The sequence below is a fragment of the Streptomyces sp. NPDC046303 genome, assembly GCF_055588085.1.
On sequence record NZ_JBVJFA010000016.1, the window covers coordinates 1 to 22304 of the forward strand.

Here is a 22304-nt window from a genome sequence, read left to right on the forward strand (position 1 = left end):
GAGGAGCTCAACCAGCGCAAGCTGGCCGCCGACTACCCGGTCATCCTCGGCGGCGCCGCCCTCACCCGCGCCTACGTCGAACAGGACCTCCACGAAATCTACGAAGGCGAAGTCCGCTACGCCCGCGACGCCTTCGAAGGCCTGCGCCTGATGGACGCCCTCATCGCGGTCAAGCGCGGCGTGCCGGGCGCCAGCCTTCCCGAGCTCAAGCAGCGCCGCGTCGCCAAGAGGGACGCGCCCGTCCTCCAGGTGGACGAGCCGGAGGAGCCGGGCGGCCGCTCGGACGTCTCCGTGGACAACCCGGTCCCGGCCCCGCCGTTCTGGGGCACCCGCGTGGTCAAGGGCATCCCGCTCAAGGACTACGCCTCCTGGCTCGACGAGGGCGCCCTGTTCAAGGGCCAGTGGGGTCTCAAGCAGGCCCGCGCCGGCGGGGCGACGTACGAGGAGCTCGTCGAGAGCGAGGGACGTCCCCGGCTGCGCGGCCTCCTGGAGAAGCTGCACACGGACAACCTGCTCGAGGCGGCCGTCGTCTACGGCTACTTCCCCTGCGTGTCCAAGGGCGAGGACCTGATCATCCTCGACGAGCAGGGCAACGAGCGGACCCGTTTCACCTTCCCGCGCCAGCGCCGCGGCCGCCGCCTGTGCCTCGCGGACTTCTTCCGCCCCGAGGAGTCCGGCGAGACGGACGTCGTCGGTCTCCAGGTCGTCACCGTGGGGTCGAAGATCGGCGAGGCCACCGCCAAGCTGTTCGAGTCCGACTCCTACCGCGAGTACCTGGAACTGCACGGCCTCTCCGTCCAGCTGGCCGAGGCCATGGCCGAGTACTGGCACGCCCGCGTCCGCGCCGAGCTCGGATTCGGCGGCGAGGACCCGGACAAGGTCGAGGACATGTTCGACCTCAAGTACCGCGGCGCCCGGTTCTCGCTCGGCTACGGCGCCTGCCCCGACCTGGAGGACCGCGCGAAGATCGCCGACCTCCTCCAGCCGGAGCGGATCGGCGTCCACCTGTCCGAGGAGTTCCAGCTCCACCCCGAGCAGTCCACCGACGCGATCGTCATCCACCACCCCGAAGCGAAGTATTTCAACGCACGCTGAGGCGGACCGGCGTACACTGGTCGGTCCCATACAGGCCGGTCACCTGTTCCCGAGGGGGATGTCCCCGCGGGCGGAGGTGACCGGCCTTCTCGTCCCCTCAGAGAGGCGTGCGCATGACCAGCACCGTTCCCGTCCCCGTGGTCCGAACGGCCGACGGGCACGCCCTCCAGGCGGTGCTGCTGGACATGGACGGCACCCTCGTCGACACCGAGGGGTTCTGGTGGGAGATCGAGGAGGAGATCTTCCGGGAGCTCGGACACCGGCTCGAGGAATCCTGGAGGGACATCGTCGTCGGCGGTCCCATGAGCCGCAGCGCCGCCTTCCTGATCGAGGCCACCGGCGCCGCCATCGGTCTCGCCGAGCTCAGCGTGCTCCTCAACGAGCGCTTCGAGGCCCGCATCGCCGACCAGGTCCCGCTGATGCCCGGCGCCGAGCGGCTCCTGAGCGAGCTGGCCCGGCACAACGTGCCCACCGCGCTCGTCTCCGCCTCGCACCGGCGCGTCATCGACCAGGTCCTGCTCACCCTCGGCCGGGACCGCTTCACGCTGACGGTCGCCGGGGACGAGGTGGCCCGTACCAAGCCGCACCCCGACCCGTACCTCCTCGCCGCCACCAGCCTCGGTGCGCACCCCTCCCGGTGCGCCGTCATCGAGGACACCGCCACCGGCGTCGCCTCCGCCGAGGCCGCCGGCTGCCGGGTCGTGGCCATTCCCTCGGTCGGCCACATCGAGGCGGCCCCCGGGCGGACGATCGTGCGCTCGCTGGAAGAGATCGACCTGCCGTTCCTGCGCTCCCTCATCAGTCCGCTGAACTGAGCAGGCTCCGCACAAGCGCACCCCGCCCCCCGGCGCCGGACTGCACGCACCGGTACCTCTCGCACACGCTCTGTACCGAACGGAACCCGGTAGGACCAAGGTCCCACGAGAGGATCTTCCGCGGGCCGCCCCGGAGGCCGAAATTCCATCTCTTCCGCGGCAGTTGTCCCAGGTGACCTTAGTCACGCGTCAAGCCCCCGAGACACCTGTCCGGGGGCTTGTTCGGCTTCCCTTGTGTCCGCATTGATCAGCTCCTGACCGAATCTGCGCCCACCCCCACATAGACAGCCAGTCCGCTCCCATCACGGTGCGATTACACCCCAAGTCCGGCCAGTTCCAGCCATCCCGTCCCGGGCCACTAGTGTCAATCCGGGCACTGCGCCGCACCTGAGCGTCCCGGACACACACCCCTGTGCCGGGACGCCCGGACCGATCGTCATACCACCGGCCCGATCGTTCCGCCCCGAACGGGCGACCGTCGCGACGTGCCCTTTACACCGCTTTGACCAAGTGCCGGGTACAGGGAGTTCTTCCAGCATGAACCGCAAGACCATGGTGCTGACGGCCGCGGCCGGACTGCTCACGCCCACGCTCGCCGCATGCGGCAGCGCCACCGGCGGAGGAGCGGGAACCGGGGCGATCGTCGTCGGGACCACCGACCGGTTCGAGGCCGCCGAGTACGCCCCCGCCCCGTTCGACCCGGCGTACGCCTACGACGCCGGCGCCTGGAACGTCCTGCGCCAGACCGTCCAGACCCTGATGCACACCCCCCGCGGCGGCGGCCAGCCCGTCCCCGAAGCAGCCTCCGACTGCCGCTTCACCGACACCGGCAACCAGAGCTACCGCTGCACCCTGCGCCCCGGCCTGAAGTTCGCGAGCGGCGACCCGGTCACCGCCAAGGACGTCAAGTTCTCCCTCGACCGCGTCCTCGCCATCAAGGACGAGAGCGGCCCCTCCTCGCTGCTCTCCACCCTCGACACCGTCGAGGCCAAGAGCGCCGACACCGTCGTCTTCCACCTGAAGACCCCCGACGCGACCTTCCCGTACAAGCTCTCCACCCCGGCCACCGGCATCGTCAGCGAGAAGAACTACGACGCCAAAAAGCTCCGCCACGGCTTCGACGTCGACGGCTCCGGCCCGTACACGATGAAGGCCGAGGTCAAGGACAACCACCTCGTCCGGGCCGTCTTCAGCAAGAACCCGCACTACAAGGGCGACATCAAGCTCCAGAACGACAAGGTCGAACTGCGGACCTTCGAGGACTCCGCCGCCATGGGCAAGGCGCTCACCGACGGCAGGATCCACATGGTCTCCCGCACCCTGTCGCCCGCCCAGATCACCGAGTTCGCGGCCAAGCCCCCCAAGGGCGTCAAGCTCGTCCCGATGCCCGGCCTGGAAATCCGCTACCTCGGCTTCAACACCGAGGCCCCCGTCGTCAAGGACAAGGCCGTACGCCAGGCGCTCGCCGCCGCCGTCGACCGCAACGCCCTCATCTCCAAGGTCTACGGCAAGTCCGCCCAGCCGCTCTACTCGCTGGTCCCCACCACCGTGACCGGACACGTCAACTCCTTCTTCAGCAAGTACGGCGAGGCCAACACCCCCAAGGCCGCCGCCCTGCTGAAGGACGCCGGGATCAAAACCCCCGTCAAGCTGACGCTCCACTACACCAACGACCACTACGGCGACGGAACCGCCGCCGAGTTCGAAGTCCTCAAGGCCCAGCTGAACTCCACCCAGCTGTTCGACATCACCGTCCAGGGCAGCGAATGGGCCGACTTCCGCCCCGCGCAGAAGAACGGCGACCACGCCGCCTACGGGCTCGGCTGGTTCCCCGACTACCCCGACGCCGACAACTTCCTCGCCCCGTTCCTGGAGCAGGACAACTTCCTGGGCACGCCGTACGCCAACAGCGCGGTCCGCACCAGGCTCATCCCCGAATCCCGGCGCGCCGTCGACCGCAACGTCGCCGTCCCCGCGATCGCGGAAATGCAGGACATCGTCGCCGAGGACGTACCCGTCCTGCCCCTGTGGCAGGGCAAGCAGTACGTCGCCGCACGCGACGGCATCACCGGAGTGGAGTGGTCCGTCAACGCCATCTCCGACCTCCAGCTGTGGGAGCTCGGCCGCGGCGTAAGCGGCTGACAACGGCAACGACCGGCAGCGGGTGTCGCGGGCCGGAGCAACGCAACAGTTCGACTGTGAAGGACAGATCCGTGAATCGACGTAACCAGTGGCTGGCGGCCCCGCTCGGCGCAGCCACCGCCGCCGCGCTGCTCAGCGGTTGCGGTTCGACCGATGGCTCCAACGCCGGCAGCGGCAAGGGCGTGGTCATGGGCATATCCGACAAGGTGAAGTCCACCGACCCCGCCTCCGGCTACGACCCGGGCTCCTGGCTGCTCTTCAACAACGTCTTCCAGTCGCTGCTGAGCTTCCCCAAGGGCGGCACCACCCCCGAGCCCGACGCCGCCCAGAGCTGCGGCTTCGAGGGCGGCGACAGCAAGCTGTACAAGTGCATCCTGCGCCCCGGCCTGAAGTTCAGCAACGGCCACCCCCTCACCTCGCAGGACGTCAAGTTCTCCTTCGAGCGCACCCTGAAGATCAACGACGGCGCCGGCCCCGCCGTGCTGCTCTCCTCGATCGCCGGCATCGACGCCCCCGACGAGAAGACCGTCGTCTTCCGCCTCAAGACGCCCGACGCCACCTTCCCCAGCAAGATCGCCTCGGGCGCCGGCTCCATCGTCGACCACGCCGAGTACCCGGCCGACAAGCTCCGCACCGACAACAAGGCCATCGGCTCCGGCGTCTACAAGCTGGACTCGTTCAGCGACAAGAGCGCCGGCTTCTCGGTCAACGAGCACTACACCGGCAAGGCCAAGGCGAAGAACACCGGCGTCACCCTGAAGTTCTTCAACGGCGACCAGGCCGGCCTCAAGAAGGTCCTGGAGAGCGGGGACGTGGACTTCGCCTTCCGCGGCCTGGCCGCCAAGGACATCGCCGCCCTCGCCGCGACCAAGACCGGCGACACCAAGGTCGACGTCGTCCAGGGCACCGGCGCCGAAGTCGAGCACATGGTCTTCAACGTCAACGACCCCGTCGTCGGAAAGCTGCCCGTCCGCAAGGCCATCGCCTACCTCGTGGACCGCGAAGCGCTCGTCAAGGACGTGTACGCGGGCACCGCCACCCCGCTCTACTCCATCGTCCCCGCCGGCATCGCCGGACACACCACCCCCTTCTTCGACCGCTACGGCGGCAGCCCGCAGGTCGAAAAGGCCAAGGCCGTCCTCAAGGCCGCCGGCATCAACAGCAAGATCAAGCTGACCCTCTGGTCCACCCCGAGCCGCTACGGACCCTCCACCGACCAGCAGTTCGAGGTCATCGCCAAGCAGCTCAACGAGAGCGGCCTCTTCGAGGCCGACATGAAGTCCGTCGAGTTCGAGCAGTACGAAAAGGACATCCAGGACGGCAAGTACGGCGTCTACGTGAAGGGCTGGGTCCCCGACTACCCGGACGCCGACAACTTCACCCAGCCGTTCTTCGGCCCCGGCAACGTCCTCGCCAACAACTACGACAACAAGGAGATCAGCGGGACGATCATCCCGTCGACCTCCGCGAAGTCCGACCGCACCGCGGCCAACACGGACTACAACCGGCTCCAGGACATCGTCGCCGACGAACTCCCCATCCTCCCCCTCTGGCAGGGCAAGCAGTACGCCGTCACCCGCGAGAACGTCAGCGGCCTCCAGTGGTCCCTCGACGCCTCGACCGTCTTCCGCTTCTGGGAGATCAGCAAGGGCTGACCCCGCCCCCGGACCACGCACAACGGGCCGGCAACCGCACCACGCGGTTGCCGGCCCGTCGCATCCCCACTCCGCTACTGCGCCCCCGGGCGGACCAGACCGCTCTCGTACGCGTACACCGCCGCCTGGACCCGGTCCCGCAGACCCAGCTTCGTCAGCACGTGCCCCACATGCGTCTTGACCGTCGTCTCGCTCACGAACAGATCCGCCGCGATCTCCGCGTTCGACAGACCCCGGGCCACCAGCTTCAGCACCTCCACCTCCCGCTCGGTCAGCGTCCCCAAGGCGTCCGGGACGCTCTCCTCACCCGACGGCAGGTGCCCCGCGTACTTGTCCAGCAGCCGGCGCGTGATGCTCGGCGCGAGCATCGCCTCGCCCGCCGCGACCACCCGGATCGCCTGCACCAGCTCATTGGCCGGCGCATCCTTCAACAGGAAACCGCTCGCCCCCGCCCGCAGCGCCTCCACCACGTACTCGTCCAGGTCGAAGGTGGTCAGGACGAGCACCTTCGCCGGACCGTCCCGCCCCGGACCGGTGATCTGACGCGTCGCCTCCACCCCGTCCATCCGCGGCATCCGGATGTCCATCAGCACCACATCGGGCTGCAGCGCCCGCACCTGGTCCAGCGCCTGCAGACCGTCCCCGGCCTCACCGACCACCGCCAGGTCCCCCTCCGCCTCCAGAATCATCCGGAAGCCGGTGCGCAGCAGGGGCTGGTCGTCGACCAGCAGGACGCGGATCGCCACGGGGTCTACCTCTATTCGTCGGGCGGCTTCGGCGGACCCGGCCCATTGTGCCCTGACGAAACGATCAGCAATCCGCCGGGCGGACCTCCGCCCGCGGAGCGATCGTCAGCGGATACACCGGGGGGGTCCCCCCGAACTCGGGACACACCGCCCGATGATCACACCAACCGCACAGCTTCGTCGGCCGCGGCCGCCACTCACCCGACTCCGTCGCCTCCACGATCGCCTCCCACAGCGCGAGCAGCTTGCGCTCCACCCGCTCCAGATCAGCCACCACCGGGTCGTACGTCAACACGTCCCCACTGCCCAGGTACACCAGCTGCAGCCGCCGCGGCACCACCTGCTTCAGCCGCCACACCACCAGCGCGTAGAACTTCATCTGGAACAGGGCGCCCTCCGCGTACTCCGGCCGCGGCGCCTTGCCCGTCTTGTAGTCGACGATCCGCACCTCACCCGTCGGCGCCACATCCACCCGGTCGATGATCCCGCGCAGCCGCAGCCCCGACTCCAGCTCCGTCTCCACGAAGAACTCCCGCTCCACCGGCTCCAGCCGCGTCGGGTCCTCCAACGTGAACCACCGCTCCACCAGCGCCTCGGCCTCCGTCAGCCACCGCGCCAGCCCCTCCCCACCATCCCCCTCCGGGAACAGCTCCGTCAGCTCCGGCTTCGCCTCCAGCAACCGGTCCCACTGCCCCGGCACCAGGGCCTTCGCCCGCGGAGCCGTCCGCTCCGGCGCCGGATGATCGAAGAGCCGCTCCAGCACCGCATGCACCAGCGTCCCGCGGGTAGCAGCGGCACTGGGCTTCTCCGGAAGCCTGTCGATCACCCGGAACCGGTACAGCAGCGGGCACTGCATGAAATCGCTCGCCCGCGAAGGGGAGAGCGAACTGGGCCGCGCAGCACTCGCCGCCGCTTCCACCGGAACGTCACCGGAGCTCGTCGTCATGCACAAAACCCTACGGCCCCCCACGGACAGCCCACGCATACCATCAACACAAACACCGCCAAAGCGTTCACCGCACGACCCGCGAACGTGCCCCACTTCCCCGAGAACGCCCGGCACTGCATGATCGAGGCACCACCACACGGCACACGACGACACGACTCCCCCCGCACCACACCCCCGGACGCCCTCCGAGGCCCCCAGAACGAAGGACAGACGTGGCAGACACCGACGAAACCGGCGAGCGCGCAGGACGGCGCTCCGCACCGGGCGGCGGACTCCTCATGGGCCGCCCCTTCGGCGTACCCGTCTACGTCTCGCCCAGCTGGTTCCTCGTCGCCGCCCTCATCACCTGGGTCTTCGGCGACCAGCTCGACCGGATCCTCCCCGACCTCGGCCCCGTCCGCTACCTCGTCTCACTCTTCTTCGCCGTCGCCTTCTACGCCTCCGTCCTCGTCCACGAACTCGCCCACACCGTCGCCGCACTCCGCTTCAAACTCCCCGTGCGCCGCATCCAGCTCCAGTTCTTCGGCGGAGTCTCCGAAATCGAGAAGGAATCCGAGACCCCCGGCCGCGAATTCGTCCTCGCCTTCGTCGGCCCCCTCCTCTCCCTCCTCCTCGCCGGAGCCTTCTACCTCGGCATGAAGGCCGTCGACCCCGCCACCGTCCCCGGCGTCCTCCTCGCCGGCCTGATGATCTCCAACCTGCTCGTCGCCGCCTTCAACCTCCTCCCCGGCCTCCCCCTCGACGGCGGCCGCATGCTCCGCGCCGTCATCTGGGGCATCACCGGCAAACCCATGACCGGCACCGTCGTCGCCGCCTGGATCGGCCGCGGCCTCGCCGTCACCGTCCTCCTCGGCCTGCCACTGCTCACCCACACCGGGCTCGTCGGCAACCGCACCACCGAGATCGGCGGCATGGACACCGTCATGGACGCCCTGCTCGCCGCGATCCTCGCCGCCATCATCTGGACCGGCGCCGGCAACAGCCTGCGCATGGCCCGCCTGCGCGAACACCTCCCCGAGCTCAAAGCCCGCACCCTCACCCGCCGCGCCATCCCCGTCGAAAACGCCACCCCCCTCTCCGAAGCCCTGCGCCGCGCCAACGAAGCCGGCGCCCGCGCCCTCGTCATCGTCGACGGCCACGGAGACCCCACCGCCATCGTCCGCGAAAGCGCCATCGCCTCCGTCCCCGAACACCGCCGCCCCTGGATCGCCGTCAGCACCCTCGCCCAAGACCTCACCGACGGCATGAAAGTCCCCGCCGGCCTCACCGGCGAAGAACTCCTCGACCACCTCCGCACCCACCCCGCCACCGAATACCTCGTCCTCGAACCCACCGGCGAGATCTACGGCGTCCTGTCCACCCTCGACGTCGAGAAGGCCTTCGTGAAGGCCATGGCACGGCCCCAGTCCTGAAGCCAATACACTGGTCACATGTCCGAACCGACCGGTGCCGCCCGCCGACGCGGGCCCTTCGAGGTCGGGGACCAGGTACAGCTCACCGACCCCAAGGGCCGCCACTACACGTTCACGCTCGAAGCAGGGAAGAATTTCCACACCCACAAGGGTTCCTTCCCGCACGACGAGCTGATCGGTGCTCCCGAAGGCAGTGTTGTCCGCACCACGGGGAACGTCGCGTACCTCGCGCTGCGCCCCCTGCTCCCCGACTATGTCCTGTCCATGCCCCGCGGCGCCGCCGTGGTCTACCCCAAGGACGCGGGCCAGATCCTGGCCTTCGCCGACATCTTCCCCGGCGCCCGCGTCGTGGAAGCAGGAGTGGGCTCCGGCTCCCTCAGCAGCTTCCTGCTGCGCGCCATCGGCGACCAGGGCATGCTCCACAGCTACGAGCGCCGCGCGGACTTCGCCGAGATCGCCACCGCCAACGTCGAGCGCTACTTCGGCGGCCCCCACCCCGCCTGGCAGCTGACCGTGGGCGACCTCCAGGACAACCTGTCCGACACCGACGTCGACCGCGTCATCCTCGACATGCTCGCCCCCTGGGAATGCCTCGAGGCCGTCTCCAAGGCACTGGTCCCCGGCGGCATCCTCTGCTGCTACGTGGCCACCACCACCCAGCTGTCCAAGACCGTCGAGTCCATCCGCGAGATCGGCTGCTTCGCCGAACCGCAGCCCTGGGAATCGATGATCCGCAACTGGCACGTCGAGGGCCTCGCCGTCCGCCCCGACCACCGCATGATCGGCCACACCGGCTTCCTCGTCACCGCCCGCCGCCTCGCGGACGGAGTCGAACCCCCCATGCGCCGCCGCCGCCCCGCCAAGGGCGCCTACGGCGAAGACTACGAAGGCCCCGGCAGCGACCGCTCCGCATAACGGACCCGCCGAAGCCCACCAACACCAAGGCGCTGCGGCGCAGTTCCCCCGACCAACCGGGAACTGCGCCACAGCGCCTTTTCGTTGTCCCGGGTACCGGCACCGGACCCGCCCGTTCCACCCCCGTGTGAGGTGTGGCACGATGCTGGCTCCCCGTCACCCGTCACCCGCCGCCCGTCGCACAGGAGACACCCCGCGTGCTGCACAGCCCCGCAGAGCTGGAGCCCACCCTGGAAACCCTGGCGCACAGCCACGCCAGGCCCCTCCACTGGCTCGCCACGGCCACCGCCATGGCCGCCGTCATAGCCACCGCGGGACTCGTCCAGCCGGCCACCGGCACCCCCGCAGCCCCCACGGACCCCGCCCCGAACGGCCCCCAGACCACCACGGCCACCGCCCCCGACGCCGCCACGGTCACCTACCCGCTCGACTGCAAGGGCGCCCCCCAGGCCGTCACCGCCACCGCCCACGGCGACCTCGACGGCGACGGCCGCCCCGAAACCGTGGCCGCCGTCCGCTGCCAGGCCGGCTCCGGCACCCCGCCCCACGCGATCTACGTCCTCACCCGCGACCGGACCGAGGCCGCCGCCCCCCGCGTCGTCGCCACCCTCCTCGACACCCCCCAGCGCCAGACCGCGGCCGACCTCACTGTCCGCGACGGCACCGTCACCGCCACCCTCCTCGGCTACTCCTCACCCGAGATCCCGCGCTACAGCCCCGACGTCAAGAAGCTGGCCAAGTGGCGCTGGACCGGCGGAAAATTCCGCCAGGAGCTGACGGACTCGACCGCCAAGGGTGTTTGAACCGTCACTCGGCGTCCGGACCGAAGACCTCCACCCCGTCCGAAACGCGCCTCACGTGGATGCAGTCACCCGGACACTCCTTCGCCGAATCCACCACGTCCTGAAGCAGCGGCAACGGAACCGGAGTGGTCGCCCCCACCGCCTGCAGCAGCTCGTCCTCCGGGCTCTTCACATACGCCAGACCATCGATGTCCAGCTCGAACACCTCCGGCGCGTACTGCGCGCAGATCCCGTCCCCGGTGCACAGGTCCTGGTCGATCCAGACCTCCAGCGGCTCCCCGGCCCCGCCGACACCACCCGTCGGCGCCTCCTGCTGCACGCTCATATCTCCTGCCGTTCCCTGCGCTCAGTGATCCATCCCGGTCACTCCTCGCAGCAAGTCGCGCGAGCTCTGACGGGTGTTGAACACTTCGACCTTACAACCGGCCGCTTTCAGATGTTGATGGGTGGGTATTTCCTTGGCGAGAGGGAGTACGCAAGGGTGAAGATCGGACACACCTCTACCGTCTTTGTGATCTAGGGGTTTCAATCACCACCAGCCCAGGTAGGGTCAGGAAGCGTCCAGCTCCCCTTGGAGGAGGTGAGGACCGTGGCAGCCCACGACGACGACATCAACCGCGGCATCCGGCCCGGGCGAGGGTCTGAGGACCCCGCCGGCCAGGTTGCCTATCTCGAGCAGGAAATCGCCGTCCTGCGACGCAAGCTCGCCGACTCTCCGCGACACACGAGGATTCTCGAAGAGCGGATCATCGAGCTCCAGACGAATCTGGCCGGCGTCTCCGCACAAAACGAACGACTCGCGAACACCCTCCGTGAGGCCCGCGACCAGATCGTGGCCCTCAAGGAAGAAGTCGACCGGCTCGCACAGCCACCGGCCGGCTTCGGTGTCTTCCTCCAGGCGAACGAGGACGGCACCGTCGACATCTTCACCGGAGGCCGAAAGCTCCGCGTGAACGTCAGCCCCAGCGTCGACCCGGAAGACCTCCGGCGCGGCCAGGAAGTCATGCTCAACGAAGCACTCAACGTGGTCGAGGCCATGGAGTACGAGCGGGCCGGGGACATCGTCACCCTCAAGGAAATCCTCGAGGACGGCGAGCGCGCCCTGGTCGTCGGGCACACCGACGAGGAAAGGGTGGTGAGGCTCGCCGAGCCGCTCCTGGACATCACCATCCGCCCCGGCGACGCCCTCCTGCTCGAACCCCGCTCCGGCTACGTCTACGAAGTCGTCCCCAAGAGCGAGGTCGAAGACCTCGTCCTCGAAGAGGTCCCCGACATCGACTACGACAAGATCGGCGGCCTGGGCGACCAGATCGAGCTGATCCGCGACGCCGTCGAGCTCCCGTACCTCTACCCCGACCTGTTCAAGGAACACGAACTGCGCCCGCCCAAGGGCATCCTGCTCTACGGCCCCCCCGGCTGCGGCAAGACACTCATCGCCAAGGCCGTCGCCAACTCCCTTGCCAAGAAGGTCGCCGAAGTGACCGGACAGGCCCAGGGGAAGTCGTACTTCCTGAACATCAAGGGCCCCGAGCTCCTCAACAAGTACGTCGGCGAGACCGAGCGGCACATCCGCCTCGTCTTCCAGCGCGCCCGCGAAAAGGCCAGCGAGGGCACCCCCGTCATCGTCTTCTTCGACGAGATGGAATCCCTCTTCCGCACCCGCGGATCCGGCGTCAGCTCGGACGTGGAGAACACCATCGTCCCGCAGCTCCTCGCCGAGATCGACGGCGTCGAAGGCCTGGAGAACGTCATCGTCATCGGCGCCTCCAACCGCGAAGACATGATCGACCCGGCCATCCTGCGCCCCGGACGCCTCGACGTGAAGATCAAGATCGAGCGCCCGGACGCCGAAGCCGCGAAGGACATCTTCGCGAAGTACCTCAAGGCCTCGCTGCCCCTGCACACGGACGACCTGTCCGAACACCAGGGCTCCACCGCCAGCACCGTCCACAGCATGATCCAGACCGTCGTCGAGCAGATGTACGCCGAAACCGAGGAGAACCGCTTCCTCGAGGTCACGTACGCCAACGGCGACAAGGAAGTCCTCTACTTCAAGGACTTCAACTCCGGCGCGATGATCCAGAACATCGTCGACCGAGCCAAGAAGATGGCCATCAAGGCCTTCCTCGAACACAACCAGAAGGGCCTCCGCGTCTCCCACCTCCTCCAGGCCTGCGTGGACGAGTTCAAGGAGAACGAAGACCTGCCCAACACCACCAACCCGGACGACTGGGCCCGAATCTCCGGAAAGAAGGGCGAGCGGATCGTATTCATCCGCACGCTCGTCACCGGAAAGCAGGGCGCCGACACCGGACGCTCCATCGACACGGTGGCAAACACCGGTCAGTACCTCTGACCAAGCGGAGCGGCTGCGGATGCCCTCCCCGGGCATCCGCAGCCGACTGCTTTACCGACTGCTTTCCAGCCGGTGACGAGGCGAATTCAATGACGGAAATGATCTCCCCACGAGCGCGGAGTGGTTCTAGGCTCTTCCATACCGCCGGACGCGCAGTGCGGGGACGGGCACCGCACAAGCACACGCAACGGAGCACCAGCGGTACTTGAGCGCCGCTCCCGAAGGGGAACGCCGCCGGGCAAGGAGGGCCGCATGACCGTACGGCGAGTAATGGGAATCGAGACGGAGTACGGGATCTCCGTCCCGGGCCACCCGAACGCCAATGCCATGCTCACCTCGTCCCAGATCGTCAACGCCTACGCGGCGGCGATGCACCGGGCGCGCCGCGCCCGCTGGGACTTCGAGGAGGAGAACCCGCTGCGGGACGCCCGCGGCTTCGACCTCGCCCGCGAGGCCGCCGACACCAGCCAGCTGACCGACGAGGACATCGGCCTCGCCAACGTCATCCTCACCAACGGCGCACGCCTCTACGTCGACCACGCACACCCCGAATACAGCTCCCCGGAGATCACCAACCCCCTCGACGCCGTCCTCTGGGACAAGGCCGGCGAACGGATCATGGCCGAGGCCGCCGTCCGCGCCGCCCAGCTCCCCGGCGCCCAGCCCATCCACCTCTACAAGAACAACACCGACAACAAGGGCGCGTCCTACGGCACCCACGAGAACTACCTGATGAAGCGGGAAACCCCCTTCTCGGAGATCGTGCGCCACCTGACCCCCTTCTTCGTCTCCCGCCAGGTCGTCACCGGCGCCGGACGCGTCGGCATCGGCCAGGACGGCCGCGAACACGGCTTCCAGATCAGCCAGCGCGCCGACTACTTCGAGGTCGAAGTCGGACTCGAGACCACCCTGAAGCGGCCCATCATCAACACCCGCGACGAGCCGCACTCGGACGCCGAGAAATACCGCCGACTGCACGTGATCATCGGCGACGCCAACCTGTCCGAGATCTCCACCTACCTGAAGCTCGGCACGACCGCCCTGGTCCTGTCCATGATCGAAGACGGGTTCATCACCGTCGACCTCGCCGTCGACCAGCCGGTGCGCACCCTCCACCAGGTCTCCCACGACCCCGGCCTGGGGCACCTGATCACGCTCCGCAGCGGCCGGACACTCACCGCCGTACAACTCCAGATGGAGTACTTCGAGCTGGCCAGGAAGTACGTGGAGGAGCGGTTCGGCTCCGACGTGGACGACCAGACCGCGGACGTACTGACCCGCTGGGAAGACGTCCTCGGCCGGCTGGAGACCGACCCGATGAGCCTGGCGGGCGAGCTCGACTGGATCGCCAAACGAGAAATCCTGGAGGGCTACCGGCGCCGCGACGGGCTGGGCTGGGACGCGGCGAGGCTCCACCTCGTGGACCTCCAGTACTCCGACGTGCGGCCCGACAAGGGCCTCTACAACCGCCTGGTGGCCCGCGGCAAGATGCAGCGCCTGGTGTCCGAACCGGACGTCGAGCGCGCCCAGAGCAAGCCGCCGGAGGACACCAGGGCGTACTTCCGCGGCCGGTGCCTGGAGCAGTACGCGGACGACGTGGCCGCGGCCTCCTGGGACTCGGTCATCTTCGACCTCCCGGGCCACGACTCCCTCCAGCGGGTCCCCACGCTGGAGCCGCTGCGCGGCACGCGGGCCCACGTGAAGGAGCTCCTGGACCGGTGCCGCACGGCCCAGGACCTGGTGCGGGTGCTTTCGGGGCGCTGAGCGCGCCTGAAAGGCCTCCGGTCCGGGAATCATGAAGAGGACCGGACGTTGTGAAAGTGCGGGGACGAATGTCGGACCCTCCTTGTAGGGTCGGACGTAGGGTCTGATCTTGAGGGATCCCGAATCCCGGGGTCCCTCGACGTGAGCGTGCGAACCGAGCGGGGTGAGGTAGACATGGCGACCAAGGACACCGGCGGCGGACAGCAGAAGGCGACGCGCTCGACCGAGGAGGTCGAGGAGGCGGCGGTCGAGGAATCGACCGACCTCAAGGAGCGCCAGGAAAAGCTCTCCGACGACGTCGACTCCGTACTGGACGAAATCGATGATGTGCTCGAGGAGAACGCCGAGGACTTCGTGCGCTCCTTCGTTCAGAAGGGCGGCGAGTGATTTCACCTTTGAATCAAAGGTGAATGCTCGCGGGGAGGGTGAGTGTCGGGGGTGGAGAAGCGATGTCCACGGTGTGGCTTACTCAAGCCACTTGAGGACTTCGCTGCCAACAAAAGCGATGCGTGACGGCCTGCAGTGCTACTGCAGGCCGTGCGCAGCCGAATATCACCAGCAGCGTCAGAAAGCCAAGGGGAAGAACGTTCGTCCCCGTGTCGCAGCCCCTGTGGGGCACAAGTACTGCCGTCGATGTGGGGAGATCAAGCCTCACTCGGAATGGGACAAGAACAAGACGGCTTCGGATGGGCTGTCGACTCGCTGTAAGGCGTGTCGATCGGTCGAGAGTCGAGCAGCTCATCTCAAGCGTGCGTACGGCATGACGGAGGCCGAGCGGGACGAAATGATCGCAGCGCAGGACGGTCTCTGTTGTATCTGCCAAAAGGCTCCGGCCGTGCATGTGGATCACTGTCACCAGACGGGTAAGGTCCGAGGCGTACTGTGCTTCAACTGCAACTCGGCCATCGGCAAGTTGGGAGACGATCCCGACACTCTGCGTCGGGCCATCTCATATCTGGAGGGACACGCGTGGAAGCCAACAATCGTGGCACAGGGCGTCTACCGGCAGCCTTCCTGACGCCGGGGTCGTCGTCCTTCATGGACTTCCTGGGCGCGCACTCGCCCGAGATGCTGCCCGGCAACCGCAAGCTGCCGGAGGGGGTCGTCGAGGCGCCGCACGGGACGACCATCGTGGCCGCCACCTTCCCCGGAGGGGTGGTGCTCGCCGGTGACCGGCGGGCGACCATGGGGAACATGATCGCGCAGCGGGACATCGAGAAGGTGTTCCCGGCCGATGAGTACTCCGCCGTGGGCATCGCCGGTACGGCCGGCCTGGCCGTGGAGATGGTGAAGCTGTTCCAGCTGGAGCTGGAGCACTTCGAGAAGGTGGAGGGGACGACCCTCAGCCTGGAGGGCAAGGCGAACCGTCTGTCCACCATGATCCGGAGCAATCTGGGCATGGCGATGCAGGGGCTGGCCGTTGTGCCCCTGTTCGCGGGGTACGACGAGGCCAAGGAGAAGGGCCGGATCTTCTCCTACGACGTGACCGGCGGCCGTTCCGAGGAGCACGGCTACGCCGCCACCGGGTCGGGGTCGATCTTCGCCCGCGGTTCGATGAAGAAGCTCTTCCGCCCCGATCTGACGGAGGAGCAGGCCACCACGCTGGTCGTGCAGGCGCTGTACGACGCGGCCGACGACGACTCGGCGACGGGTGGGCCGGACCTGTACCGCCACATCTATCCGATCGTCACCGTCATCACGGACGAGGGATTCCGGAGGCTGACGGACGAGGAGTCGCAGGAGCTCGCCCGTACGGTCACCAACCGTCGTCTCGAGCAGCCCGACGGCCCGCGCGCCGCCCTGCTCTGACCATCCGTCTCCCTGTAGGAGCCCAGAAGAAAGGGACGGACAGCCGGTGTCGACTCCGTTCTATGTGTCACCCCAGCAGGCCATGGCCGACCGGGCGGAATACGCCCGGAAGGGCATCGCCCGCGGTCGCAGCCTTGTCGTGCTGCAGTACGCCGACGGCATCGTGTTCGTCGGCGAGAACCCGTCCCGTGCGCTGCACAAGTTCAGCGAGATCTACGACCGGATCGGTTTCGCGGCCGCCGGCAAGTACAACGAGTACGAGAACCTGCGGATCGGTGGTGTGCGGTACGCGGATCTGCGCGGTTACACCTATGACCGTGACGATGTGACGGCCCGTGGGCTGGCGAACGTGTACGCGCAGACGCTCGGCACGATCTTTTCGAGTGCCGGGGAGAAGCCGTACGAGGTGGAGCTGGTCGTCGCCGAGGTGGGTGCGACGGCTGCGGGGGACCAGATCTACCGGCTGCCGCATGACGGGTCGATCGTGGACGAGCACGGTTCGGTGGCGGTCGGTGGTAACGCGGAGCAGATCAGTACGTTCCTGGACCAGCGGCACCAGGACGGGATGACGTTGTCGGAGGCGTTGAAGCTGGCGGTGCAGGCGCTGTCGAGCCAGGCCAACGGTGCCGACAAGACGATTCCGGCGGAGCGGCTGGAGGTGGCGGTGCTGGACCGGACGCGGTCGCAGCAGCGCAAGTTCAAGCGGATCCGGGGCCGGCAGCTGGCGCGGCTGCTGGAGGCGGACGTGACGGCGGCGGTGCAGGCCGATGCCGTGTCGAACGACGAGGCTCCGGAGGACGAGGCGGAGTAGTTCCTCGTGGAGCGGAGGCCCCGGTTCGCCCTGTGTGGGCGGGCCGGGGCTTCGTCGTGTTCAGCGGGCGGGGGCGGGGGCGGGGGCGGGGGCCGGGCCGGACGAGTTGCGGACGATCAGTTCGACGGGGAGGTCGGGGGCGGTCCAGGGGGTGCCGTCGAGGACGGCGAGGAGGGCTTTCATGCCCTGTTCGCCGACGCGTTCGGCGGGGAGGTGGACCGTGGTGAGTTCGGGTTCGACGGCGGTGGCCAGGGCCAGGTCGTCGAAGCCGGTGACGGAGAGGTCGGCGGGGACGTGCAGGCCGAGGCGGCGGGCGGCCTTGCAGGCGCCGGCGGCGAGGATGTCGTCGTCGCAGATGACGGCGGTGGGCCGGTCTGCGGGGGTGGCGAGGGCCGTTTCCATGGCCGTGCGGGCGGCGTCGACGCTGAGGGGGGCCCGTACGGTGCGCAGCTCGGTGTGGGGGCCGAGGCGGGCGCTGAGGGCTTGGGCGCGGATGTCGAAGGTCCAGGAGTCGACGGCGGAGGCGAGGTGGAGGAAGCGGCGGTGGCCGAGGGTGAGGAGGTGTTCGGTGACCTGGTGCATGCCGTCGGCCATGGCGAGGTTGACGTGGGCGGCGGCGGTTCCGGAGGTGGGGTCGCTGTCGAGCATGACGAGGGGGAGGGTGTCGGTGCCGAGGGCGTGGAGGGCGTCGGCGGCCATGGAGGAGGCGATGACGCCGTCGAGGGCGGCTTGGGCGGAGGCGAAGGGGTTGCGGGCGGGGCCGGTGCCGTCGGGGGAGGGGTAGAGGACGACGCCGAAGCCGTGTTCGGCGGCGATGCGGGCGGCGCCGGTGTAGACGCGGGCGAAGAACTCGTTGGTGAGGGCGGGGACGACGAGGAGGGCGGTGCGGGTGGTGCCGAGGCGGAGGTTGCGGGCGGCGAGGTTGGGGCGGTAGCCGAGGTGGTCTGCGGTTTCGCGGACGCGGGTGGCGGTGCGGGGGGAGACGCGGCCGTGCCATTTGTCGCCGAGGACGAGGGAGACGGTGGCCTGGGAGACTCCGGCGGCGGTGGCGACGTCCCGGCTGGTGGGTCTCGTCACTCGGGGCTCCTGTGGTGCGTGCCGGCTGGGGGTGGCGGGGTGGGTGTGGGTCTGTTCGGGTGGACCTGTGGGCTGGGGCCATGGTACGTATGACGAGTCACGTTATACGTATTACCCCGGCGGGATCCGGGCAGAAGGGGGCGGTCATGGCCGCGGGATACGCGGAGCTGCTCAGGACCCGGCATGCCGCGAGGCTGCTGGTGGGCACGCTCGTGGGCCGGCTTCCGAATGCGACGGCGCCGATCGCGATCGTGCTGTTCACGCGGGCGGAGGGCGGCAGCTACAGCCTGGCGGGGGCGCTGGCCGCCGCGTACGGGGTGGCGAACGCGGTGGGTCAGCCGCTGCTGGGGCGGGCGGTGGACCTGTACGGGCAGCCGCGGGTGCAGCTGCCGGCCGCGGTGGTCTCGGCGCTGGGCATGGTGTGGCTGGCGGTGGCGGGTACCGCGCCGGTGGCGGCCGCGTACGCGGCGGTGGTGGTCGCGGGGCTGTTCACGCCGCCGCTGGAGGGCGGGCTGCGGGCGCTGTGGCCGGGCGTGCTGGGGGGCAGGCAGGAGCGGGTGCATGCCGCGTACGCGATGGACGCGGTGGCGCAGGAGGTCATGTTCACGGTCGGTCCGCTGCTGGTGACGCTGTTCGTGGCGCTGTGGTCGCCGGCCGGGGCGCTGGTGGCGCTGAATGTGATCGGGGTCGTGGGTGCGCTGTCGGTGGTGGTGAGCGAGCCGTCGCGTGCGTGGCGTTCGGAGCCGCGTGAGGCGCATTGGCTGGGGGCGTTGCGTTCGCGGGGTCTGGTGGCGTTGCTGGGTGCGTTCTTCTTCGTGGGTACGGCGCTGGGGTCGATCACGGTGGCGGGTGTGGCGTACGCGGATGATCACGGGGATCAGGCGGTGTACGGGTGGCTGATGGCGGCGCTGGGGCTGGGTGCGCTGATCGGCGGTGTGCTCTACGGGGCGCGTGAGTGGGCGGGTGCGCCGGAGCGGCGGCTGCGGGTACTGGTGGCGCTGTTGGCGGTGTGTTATCTGCCGTTGCTGCTGACGCCGGGGCCGGTGGTGATGGCGGTGCTGGTGGCGCTGGCGGGTGTGTTCCTGGCGCCGGCGCTGGCGTGTGCGTTCATCGTGGTGGACCGGCATGCTCCGGCGGGGACGGTGACGGAGGCGTTTTCGTGGCTGGTGACGTTCTTCGGTGTGGGTGCGGCGATCGGTACGGCCGCGGCGGGGCCGGCGGTGGAGCTGGGGGGTACGGCGGCGGGGTTCGGTGTGGCGGGTGTGGCGGGTGGTGCGGCGCTGCTGGTGCTGATGGTGACTCAGCGGGTGCTGGCAACTGGGGGGCGCGGCCGGGCGGTGGCGGGTTCGGCTGAGGGTGTGTCGGATGGTGCCCGTGGGGTGGTGTCGGGGGTGCGTTCGGAGGGCTGACCGGGGGTCGGGTCGGCGGGGTGGTGTGCGGGTGTGGCGGGGCGGTCTTGGGAAACTGATCGAAATGGCGCTCTCGAACCCGGTTTCAGAAGAGGGCAGAAGGCGTAATGTTCAGTCATGGACCGCCGCATTTTCGGGCTGGAGAACGAGTACGGCGTCACGTGCACGTTCAGGGGACAGCGCCGACTGTCTCCTGACGAAGTGGCGCGCTACCTCTTCCGCCGTGTTGTGTCATGGGGCCGCAGCAGCAATGTCTTCCTGCGGAACGGTGCCCGTCTGTACCTTGACGTGGGTTCGCATCCGGAATATGCAACTCCCGAATGTGACAACGTGACCGAGCTGGTCACGCACGACAAGGCCGGCGAGCGCATTCTCGAAGGTCTGCTCGTCGACGCCGAACGCCGCCTGCACGAGGAGGGAATCGCGGGCGACGTCTATCTCTTCAAGAACAACACCGACTCGGCGGGCAACTCGTACGGCTGCCATGAGAACTACCTGGTGGCGCGGCACGGGGAATTCTCCCGCCTGGCGGACATTCTCATTCCCTTCCTCGTCACGCGGCAGCTGATCTGCGGTGCGGGCAAGGTGCTCCAGACTCCTCGGGGCGCGGTGTACTGCGTGAGCCAGCGGGCCGAGCACATCTGGGAGGGTGTCAGCTCCGCGACGACGCGTTCGCGGCCGATCATCAACACGCGGGACGAGCCGCACGCGGATGCCGAGCGGTATCGGCGGCTGCACGTGATCGTGGGTGACTCGAACATGTCCGAGACGACCATGCTGCTCAAGGTCGGGGCCACCGATCTGGTGCTGCGCATGATCGAGGCGGGCACGGTGATGCGGGATCTGACCCTGGAGAACCCGATCCGGGCGATCCGTGAGGTCAGCCATGACATCACGGGTCAGCGCAAGGTGCGTCTGGCGAGTGGCCGGGAGGCGTCGGCGCTGGAGATCCAGCGGGAGTACTACGACAAGGCGGTGGACTTCGCCGAGCGGCGGGGGATCCGTACGGGCGTGGTGGACCAGGTGCTGGAGCTGTGGGGGCGGACGCTCGACGCGATCGAGGCGGAGGACCTGGACCGGATCGGGACCGAGATCGACTGGGTCATGAAGTACCAGCTGATCGAGCGGTACCGGGGCAAGCACAACATGACGATGTCCAATCCGCGGGTGGCTCAGATAGACCTCGCGTATCACGACATCCACCGCCGGCGCGGGCTGTACTACCTGCTGGAGCGCAAGGGGCAGGCGGCGCGGATCTGCAACGACCTGAAGATCTTCGAGGGCAAGTCGGTGCCTCCGCAGACGACGCGGGCGCGGTTGCGGGGTGATTTCATCCGGCGGGCGCAGGAGCAGCGGCGGGATTTCACGGTGGACTGGGTGCACCTGAAGCTGAACGACCAGGCGCAGCGGACGGTGCTGTGCAAGGACCCGTTCCGGTCGGTGGACGACCGGGTGGAGAAGCTGATCGCCGGCATGTGAGTGTGCGGTGTGACGTAGCACTGATCTTGGGCAGGGCCCCGTACGGTCTCGTACGGGGCCCTGCCCACGGCTTAGAGTGGCGGGCGACCACCTTGCCGTCTGAGATCTGAGGAACACGTGCGCCGACTTGCCGGCCTGCTTGTCGTACCCCTTCTGCTGCTGTCGACAGCGGCGTGTGGCGACGACAGCGGCTCCGACTCCGCCCAGATGAAGAACGGGGTGCCCGCGATCACGAAGGGCGCCAAGTTCGGGGAGACGCCCACCCTGTCGCAGGGGAAGGGCGCGCCGCCCAAGGAACTGAAGGTGGAGACCGTCAGCGCGGGCGACGGCCCGGCGCTGAAGAAGGGCGATATCGCCCAGGTCAACTACCTCGGCCAGGTGTGGGACGGCAAGGAGCCGTTCGACGCCAGCTTCGGCAAGGGCAAGCCGTTCGACGTGACCATCGGTGCGGGCATGGTCATCAAGGGCTGGGACCAGGGCCTGGAGGGCCAGAAGGTCGGCAGCCGCGTCGAGCTGGTCATCCCGCCGGCGCTGGGTTACGGCGAGCAGGGCTCGGGCGACAAGATCAAGCCGAACGCCACGCTGGTCTTCGTCGTGGACATCGTCAAGGGCACCTCCGTCCCGGCTTCGGCCACGGGCAAGGAGGTCGCGCAGGACAACAAGGACCTGCCCAAGGTCGGTACGAACACGGACGGCAAGGAAGTCGCCGTGACCGTTCCGAAGGACACCGCCGAGCCGGCCAAGCTGGTCTCGAACTACGTCCTCGAGGGCGACGGTGCCGTGGTGAAGGACACCGACAACGTCGTGGTCAAGTTCAACGGGAAGACGTGGAAGGACGACAAGACCTTCGAGAGCACGTACACCACCGACACGACCGTCACGTGGCCGATGGAGCAGCTGTCCGTCAAGGGTCTGAAGGAAGGCCTCCTCGGCAAGAAGGTCGGCAGCCGGATCCTGCTGGTCATCCCGCCGGACCTGGCCTTCGGGGACAAGGAGCAGGGGACCATCCCGGCCAAGTCGACGCTGGTCTTCAGCCTCGACATCCTCGCGGTGATGTAAGACTGTTC

General features: G+C 68.5%; 20 protein-coding genes. 16 read left to right on the plus strand and 4 right to left on the minus strand.

Features of this window, described 5'->3' with window-relative positions:
• From ACZ6I1_RS18275 to ACZ6I1_RS18290, 4 genes are all read left to right on the plus strand, one after another.
• A partial coding sequence (locus tag ACZ6I1_RS18275) for a vitamin B12 dependent-methionine synthase activation domain-containing protein (protein ID WP_469288319.1) occupies positions 1–1095 on the plus strand: 1095 nt, incomplete at its 5' end.
• A gap of 113 nt (positions 1096–1208) precedes the next feature.
• Positions 1209–1910, plus strand: a complete 702-nt coding sequence (locus ACZ6I1_RS18280) for an HAD family hydrolase (RefSeq protein WP_469288321.1) — start codon at positions 1209–1211, stop codon at positions 1908–1910.
• Between the two features lie 537 nt (positions 1911–2447).
• Positions 2448–4052, plus strand: a complete 1605-nt coding sequence (locus tag ACZ6I1_RS18285; protein ID WP_469288322.1) for an ABC transporter substrate-binding protein — start codon at positions 2448–2450, stop codon at positions 4050–4052.
• A 71-nt stretch (positions 4053–4123) separates the two neighbouring features.
• On the plus strand, positions 4124–5707 hold the full coding sequence (locus ACZ6I1_RS18290) for an ABC transporter substrate-binding protein (RefSeq protein WP_469288323.1): 1584 nt from the start codon (positions 4124–4126) through the stop codon (positions 5705–5707).
• Positions 5708–5781: 74 nt separating this feature from the next.
• Here the strand turns inward: ACZ6I1_RS18290 and ACZ6I1_RS18295 are convergent, their stop codons facing one another.
• A complete protein-coding gene (locus ACZ6I1_RS18295; RefSeq protein ID WP_469288325.1) occupies positions 5782–6453 on the minus strand; it encodes a response regulator in 672 nt (223 codons plus the stop codon).
• A 64-nt stretch (positions 6454–6517) separates the two neighbouring features.
• Complete coding sequence (locus ACZ6I1_RS18300) at positions 6518–7399, minus strand: RecB family exonuclease (protein ID WP_469288327.1); 882 nt, start codon at positions 7397–7399, stop codon at positions 6518–6520.
• A gap of 281 nt (positions 7400–7680) precedes the next feature.
• Here ACZ6I1_RS18300 and ACZ6I1_RS18305 point away from each other — a divergent pair, with 281 nt between their 5' ends.
• From ACZ6I1_RS18305 to ACZ6I1_RS18315, 3 genes are all read left to right on the plus strand, one after another.
• Positions 7681–8814, plus strand: coding sequence for a site-2 protease family protein (locus ACZ6I1_RS18305; protein ID WP_469288609.1), 1134 nt, complete (start codon positions 7681–7683; stop codon positions 8812–8814).
• Between the two features lie 18 nt (positions 8815–8832).
• Positions 8833–9729, plus strand: coding sequence for a tRNA (adenine-N1)-methyltransferase (locus ACZ6I1_RS18310; protein WP_362596102.1), 897 nt, complete (start codon positions 8833–8835; stop codon positions 9727–9729).
• A gap of 197 nt (positions 9730–9926) precedes the next feature.
• Complete coding sequence (locus ACZ6I1_RS18315; RefSeq protein ID WP_469288328.1) at positions 9927–10532, plus strand: hypothetical protein; 606 nt, start codon at positions 9927–9929, stop codon at positions 10530–10532.
• A gap of 4 nt (positions 10533–10536) precedes the next feature.
• Here the strand turns inward: ACZ6I1_RS18315 and ACZ6I1_RS18320 are convergent, their stop codons facing one another.
• Complete coding sequence (locus ACZ6I1_RS18320; RefSeq protein WP_469288330.1) at positions 10537–10857, minus strand: ferredoxin; 321 nt, start codon at positions 10855–10857, stop codon at positions 10537–10539.
• A gap of 264 nt (positions 10858–11121) precedes the next feature.
• Here ACZ6I1_RS18320 and arc point away from each other — a divergent pair, with 264 nt between their 5' ends.
• The 6 genes from arc (at position 11122) to prcA (ending at position 17272) form a co-directional block, all read left to right on the plus strand.
• Positions 11122–12888, plus strand: a complete 1767-nt coding sequence (arc, locus tag ACZ6I1_RS18325) for a proteasome ATPase (protein WP_469288331.1) — start codon at positions 11122–11124, stop codon at positions 12886–12888.
• A 252-nt stretch (positions 12889–13140) separates the two neighbouring features.
• Positions 13141–14652, plus strand: a complete 1512-nt coding sequence (dop, locus tag ACZ6I1_RS18330; protein ID WP_469288332.1) for a depupylase/deamidase Dop — start codon at positions 13141–13143, stop codon at positions 14650–14652.
• 174 nt (positions 14653–14826) lie between these two features.
• Positions 14827–15039: a ubiquitin-like protein Pup gene (locus ACZ6I1_RS18335; protein ID WP_030233608.1), complete on the plus strand. Its 213-nt coding sequence runs from the start codon at positions 14827–14829 to the stop codon at positions 15037–15039.
• A 397-nt stretch (positions 15040–15436) separates the two neighbouring features.
• The gene (locus ACZ6I1_RS18340) at positions 15437–15670 is read left to right on the plus strand and encodes an endonuclease VII domain-containing protein (RefSeq protein WP_385065877.1); all 234 of its coding nucleotides are present in this window, start codon (positions 15437–15439) and stop codon (positions 15668–15670) included.
• Entirely contained in the window at positions 15622–16461 is an 840-nt protein-coding gene (gene prcB / locus ACZ6I1_RS18345) for a proteasome subunit beta (protein ID WP_048476955.1), read from the plus strand. The genes ACZ6I1_RS18340 and prcB overlap by 49 nt, the downstream gene beginning before the upstream one ends.
• A gap of 46 nt (positions 16462–16507) precedes the next feature.
• Complete coding sequence (gene prcA / locus ACZ6I1_RS18350) at positions 16508–17272, plus strand: proteasome subunit alpha (protein ID WP_362596112.1); 765 nt, start codon at positions 16508–16510, stop codon at positions 17270–17272.
• Positions 17273–17332: 60 nt separating this feature from the next.
• Here the strand turns inward: prcA and ACZ6I1_RS18355 are convergent, their stop codons facing one another.
• The gene (locus tag ACZ6I1_RS18355) at positions 17333–18349 is read right to left on the minus strand and encodes a LacI family DNA-binding transcriptional regulator (RefSeq protein ID WP_469288336.1); all 1017 of its coding nucleotides are present in this window, start codon (positions 18347–18349) and stop codon (positions 17333–17335) included.
• Positions 18350–18495: 146 nt separating this feature from the next.
• Here ACZ6I1_RS18355 and ACZ6I1_RS18360 point away from each other — a divergent pair, with 146 nt between their 5' ends.
• The 3 genes from ACZ6I1_RS18360 to ACZ6I1_RS18370 all read left to right on the plus strand — a co-directional run bounded on the left by ACZ6I1_RS18360 (position 18496) and on the right by ACZ6I1_RS18370 (position 22296).
• Positions 18496–19758 (plus strand): MFS transporter, encoded by a 1263-nt coding sequence (locus tag ACZ6I1_RS18360; protein WP_469288338.1) that lies wholly within the window; start codon positions 18496–18498, stop codon positions 19756–19758.
• A gap of 117 nt (positions 19759–19875) precedes the next feature.
• Positions 19876–21237, plus strand: a complete 1362-nt coding sequence (gene pafA / locus ACZ6I1_RS18365) for a Pup--protein ligase (RefSeq protein ID WP_030655944.1) — start codon at positions 19876–19878, stop codon at positions 21235–21237.
• A gap of 117 nt (positions 21238–21354) precedes the next feature.
• Positions 21355–22296 carry an FKBP-type peptidyl-prolyl cis-trans isomerase gene (locus ACZ6I1_RS18370; RefSeq protein WP_469288340.1) on the plus strand — a complete coding sequence of 314 codons (942 nt, stop codon included), beginning with the start codon at positions 21355–21357 and terminating at the stop codon, positions 22294–22296.
• The last annotated feature ends 8 nt before the right edge of the window (positions 22297–22304 follow it).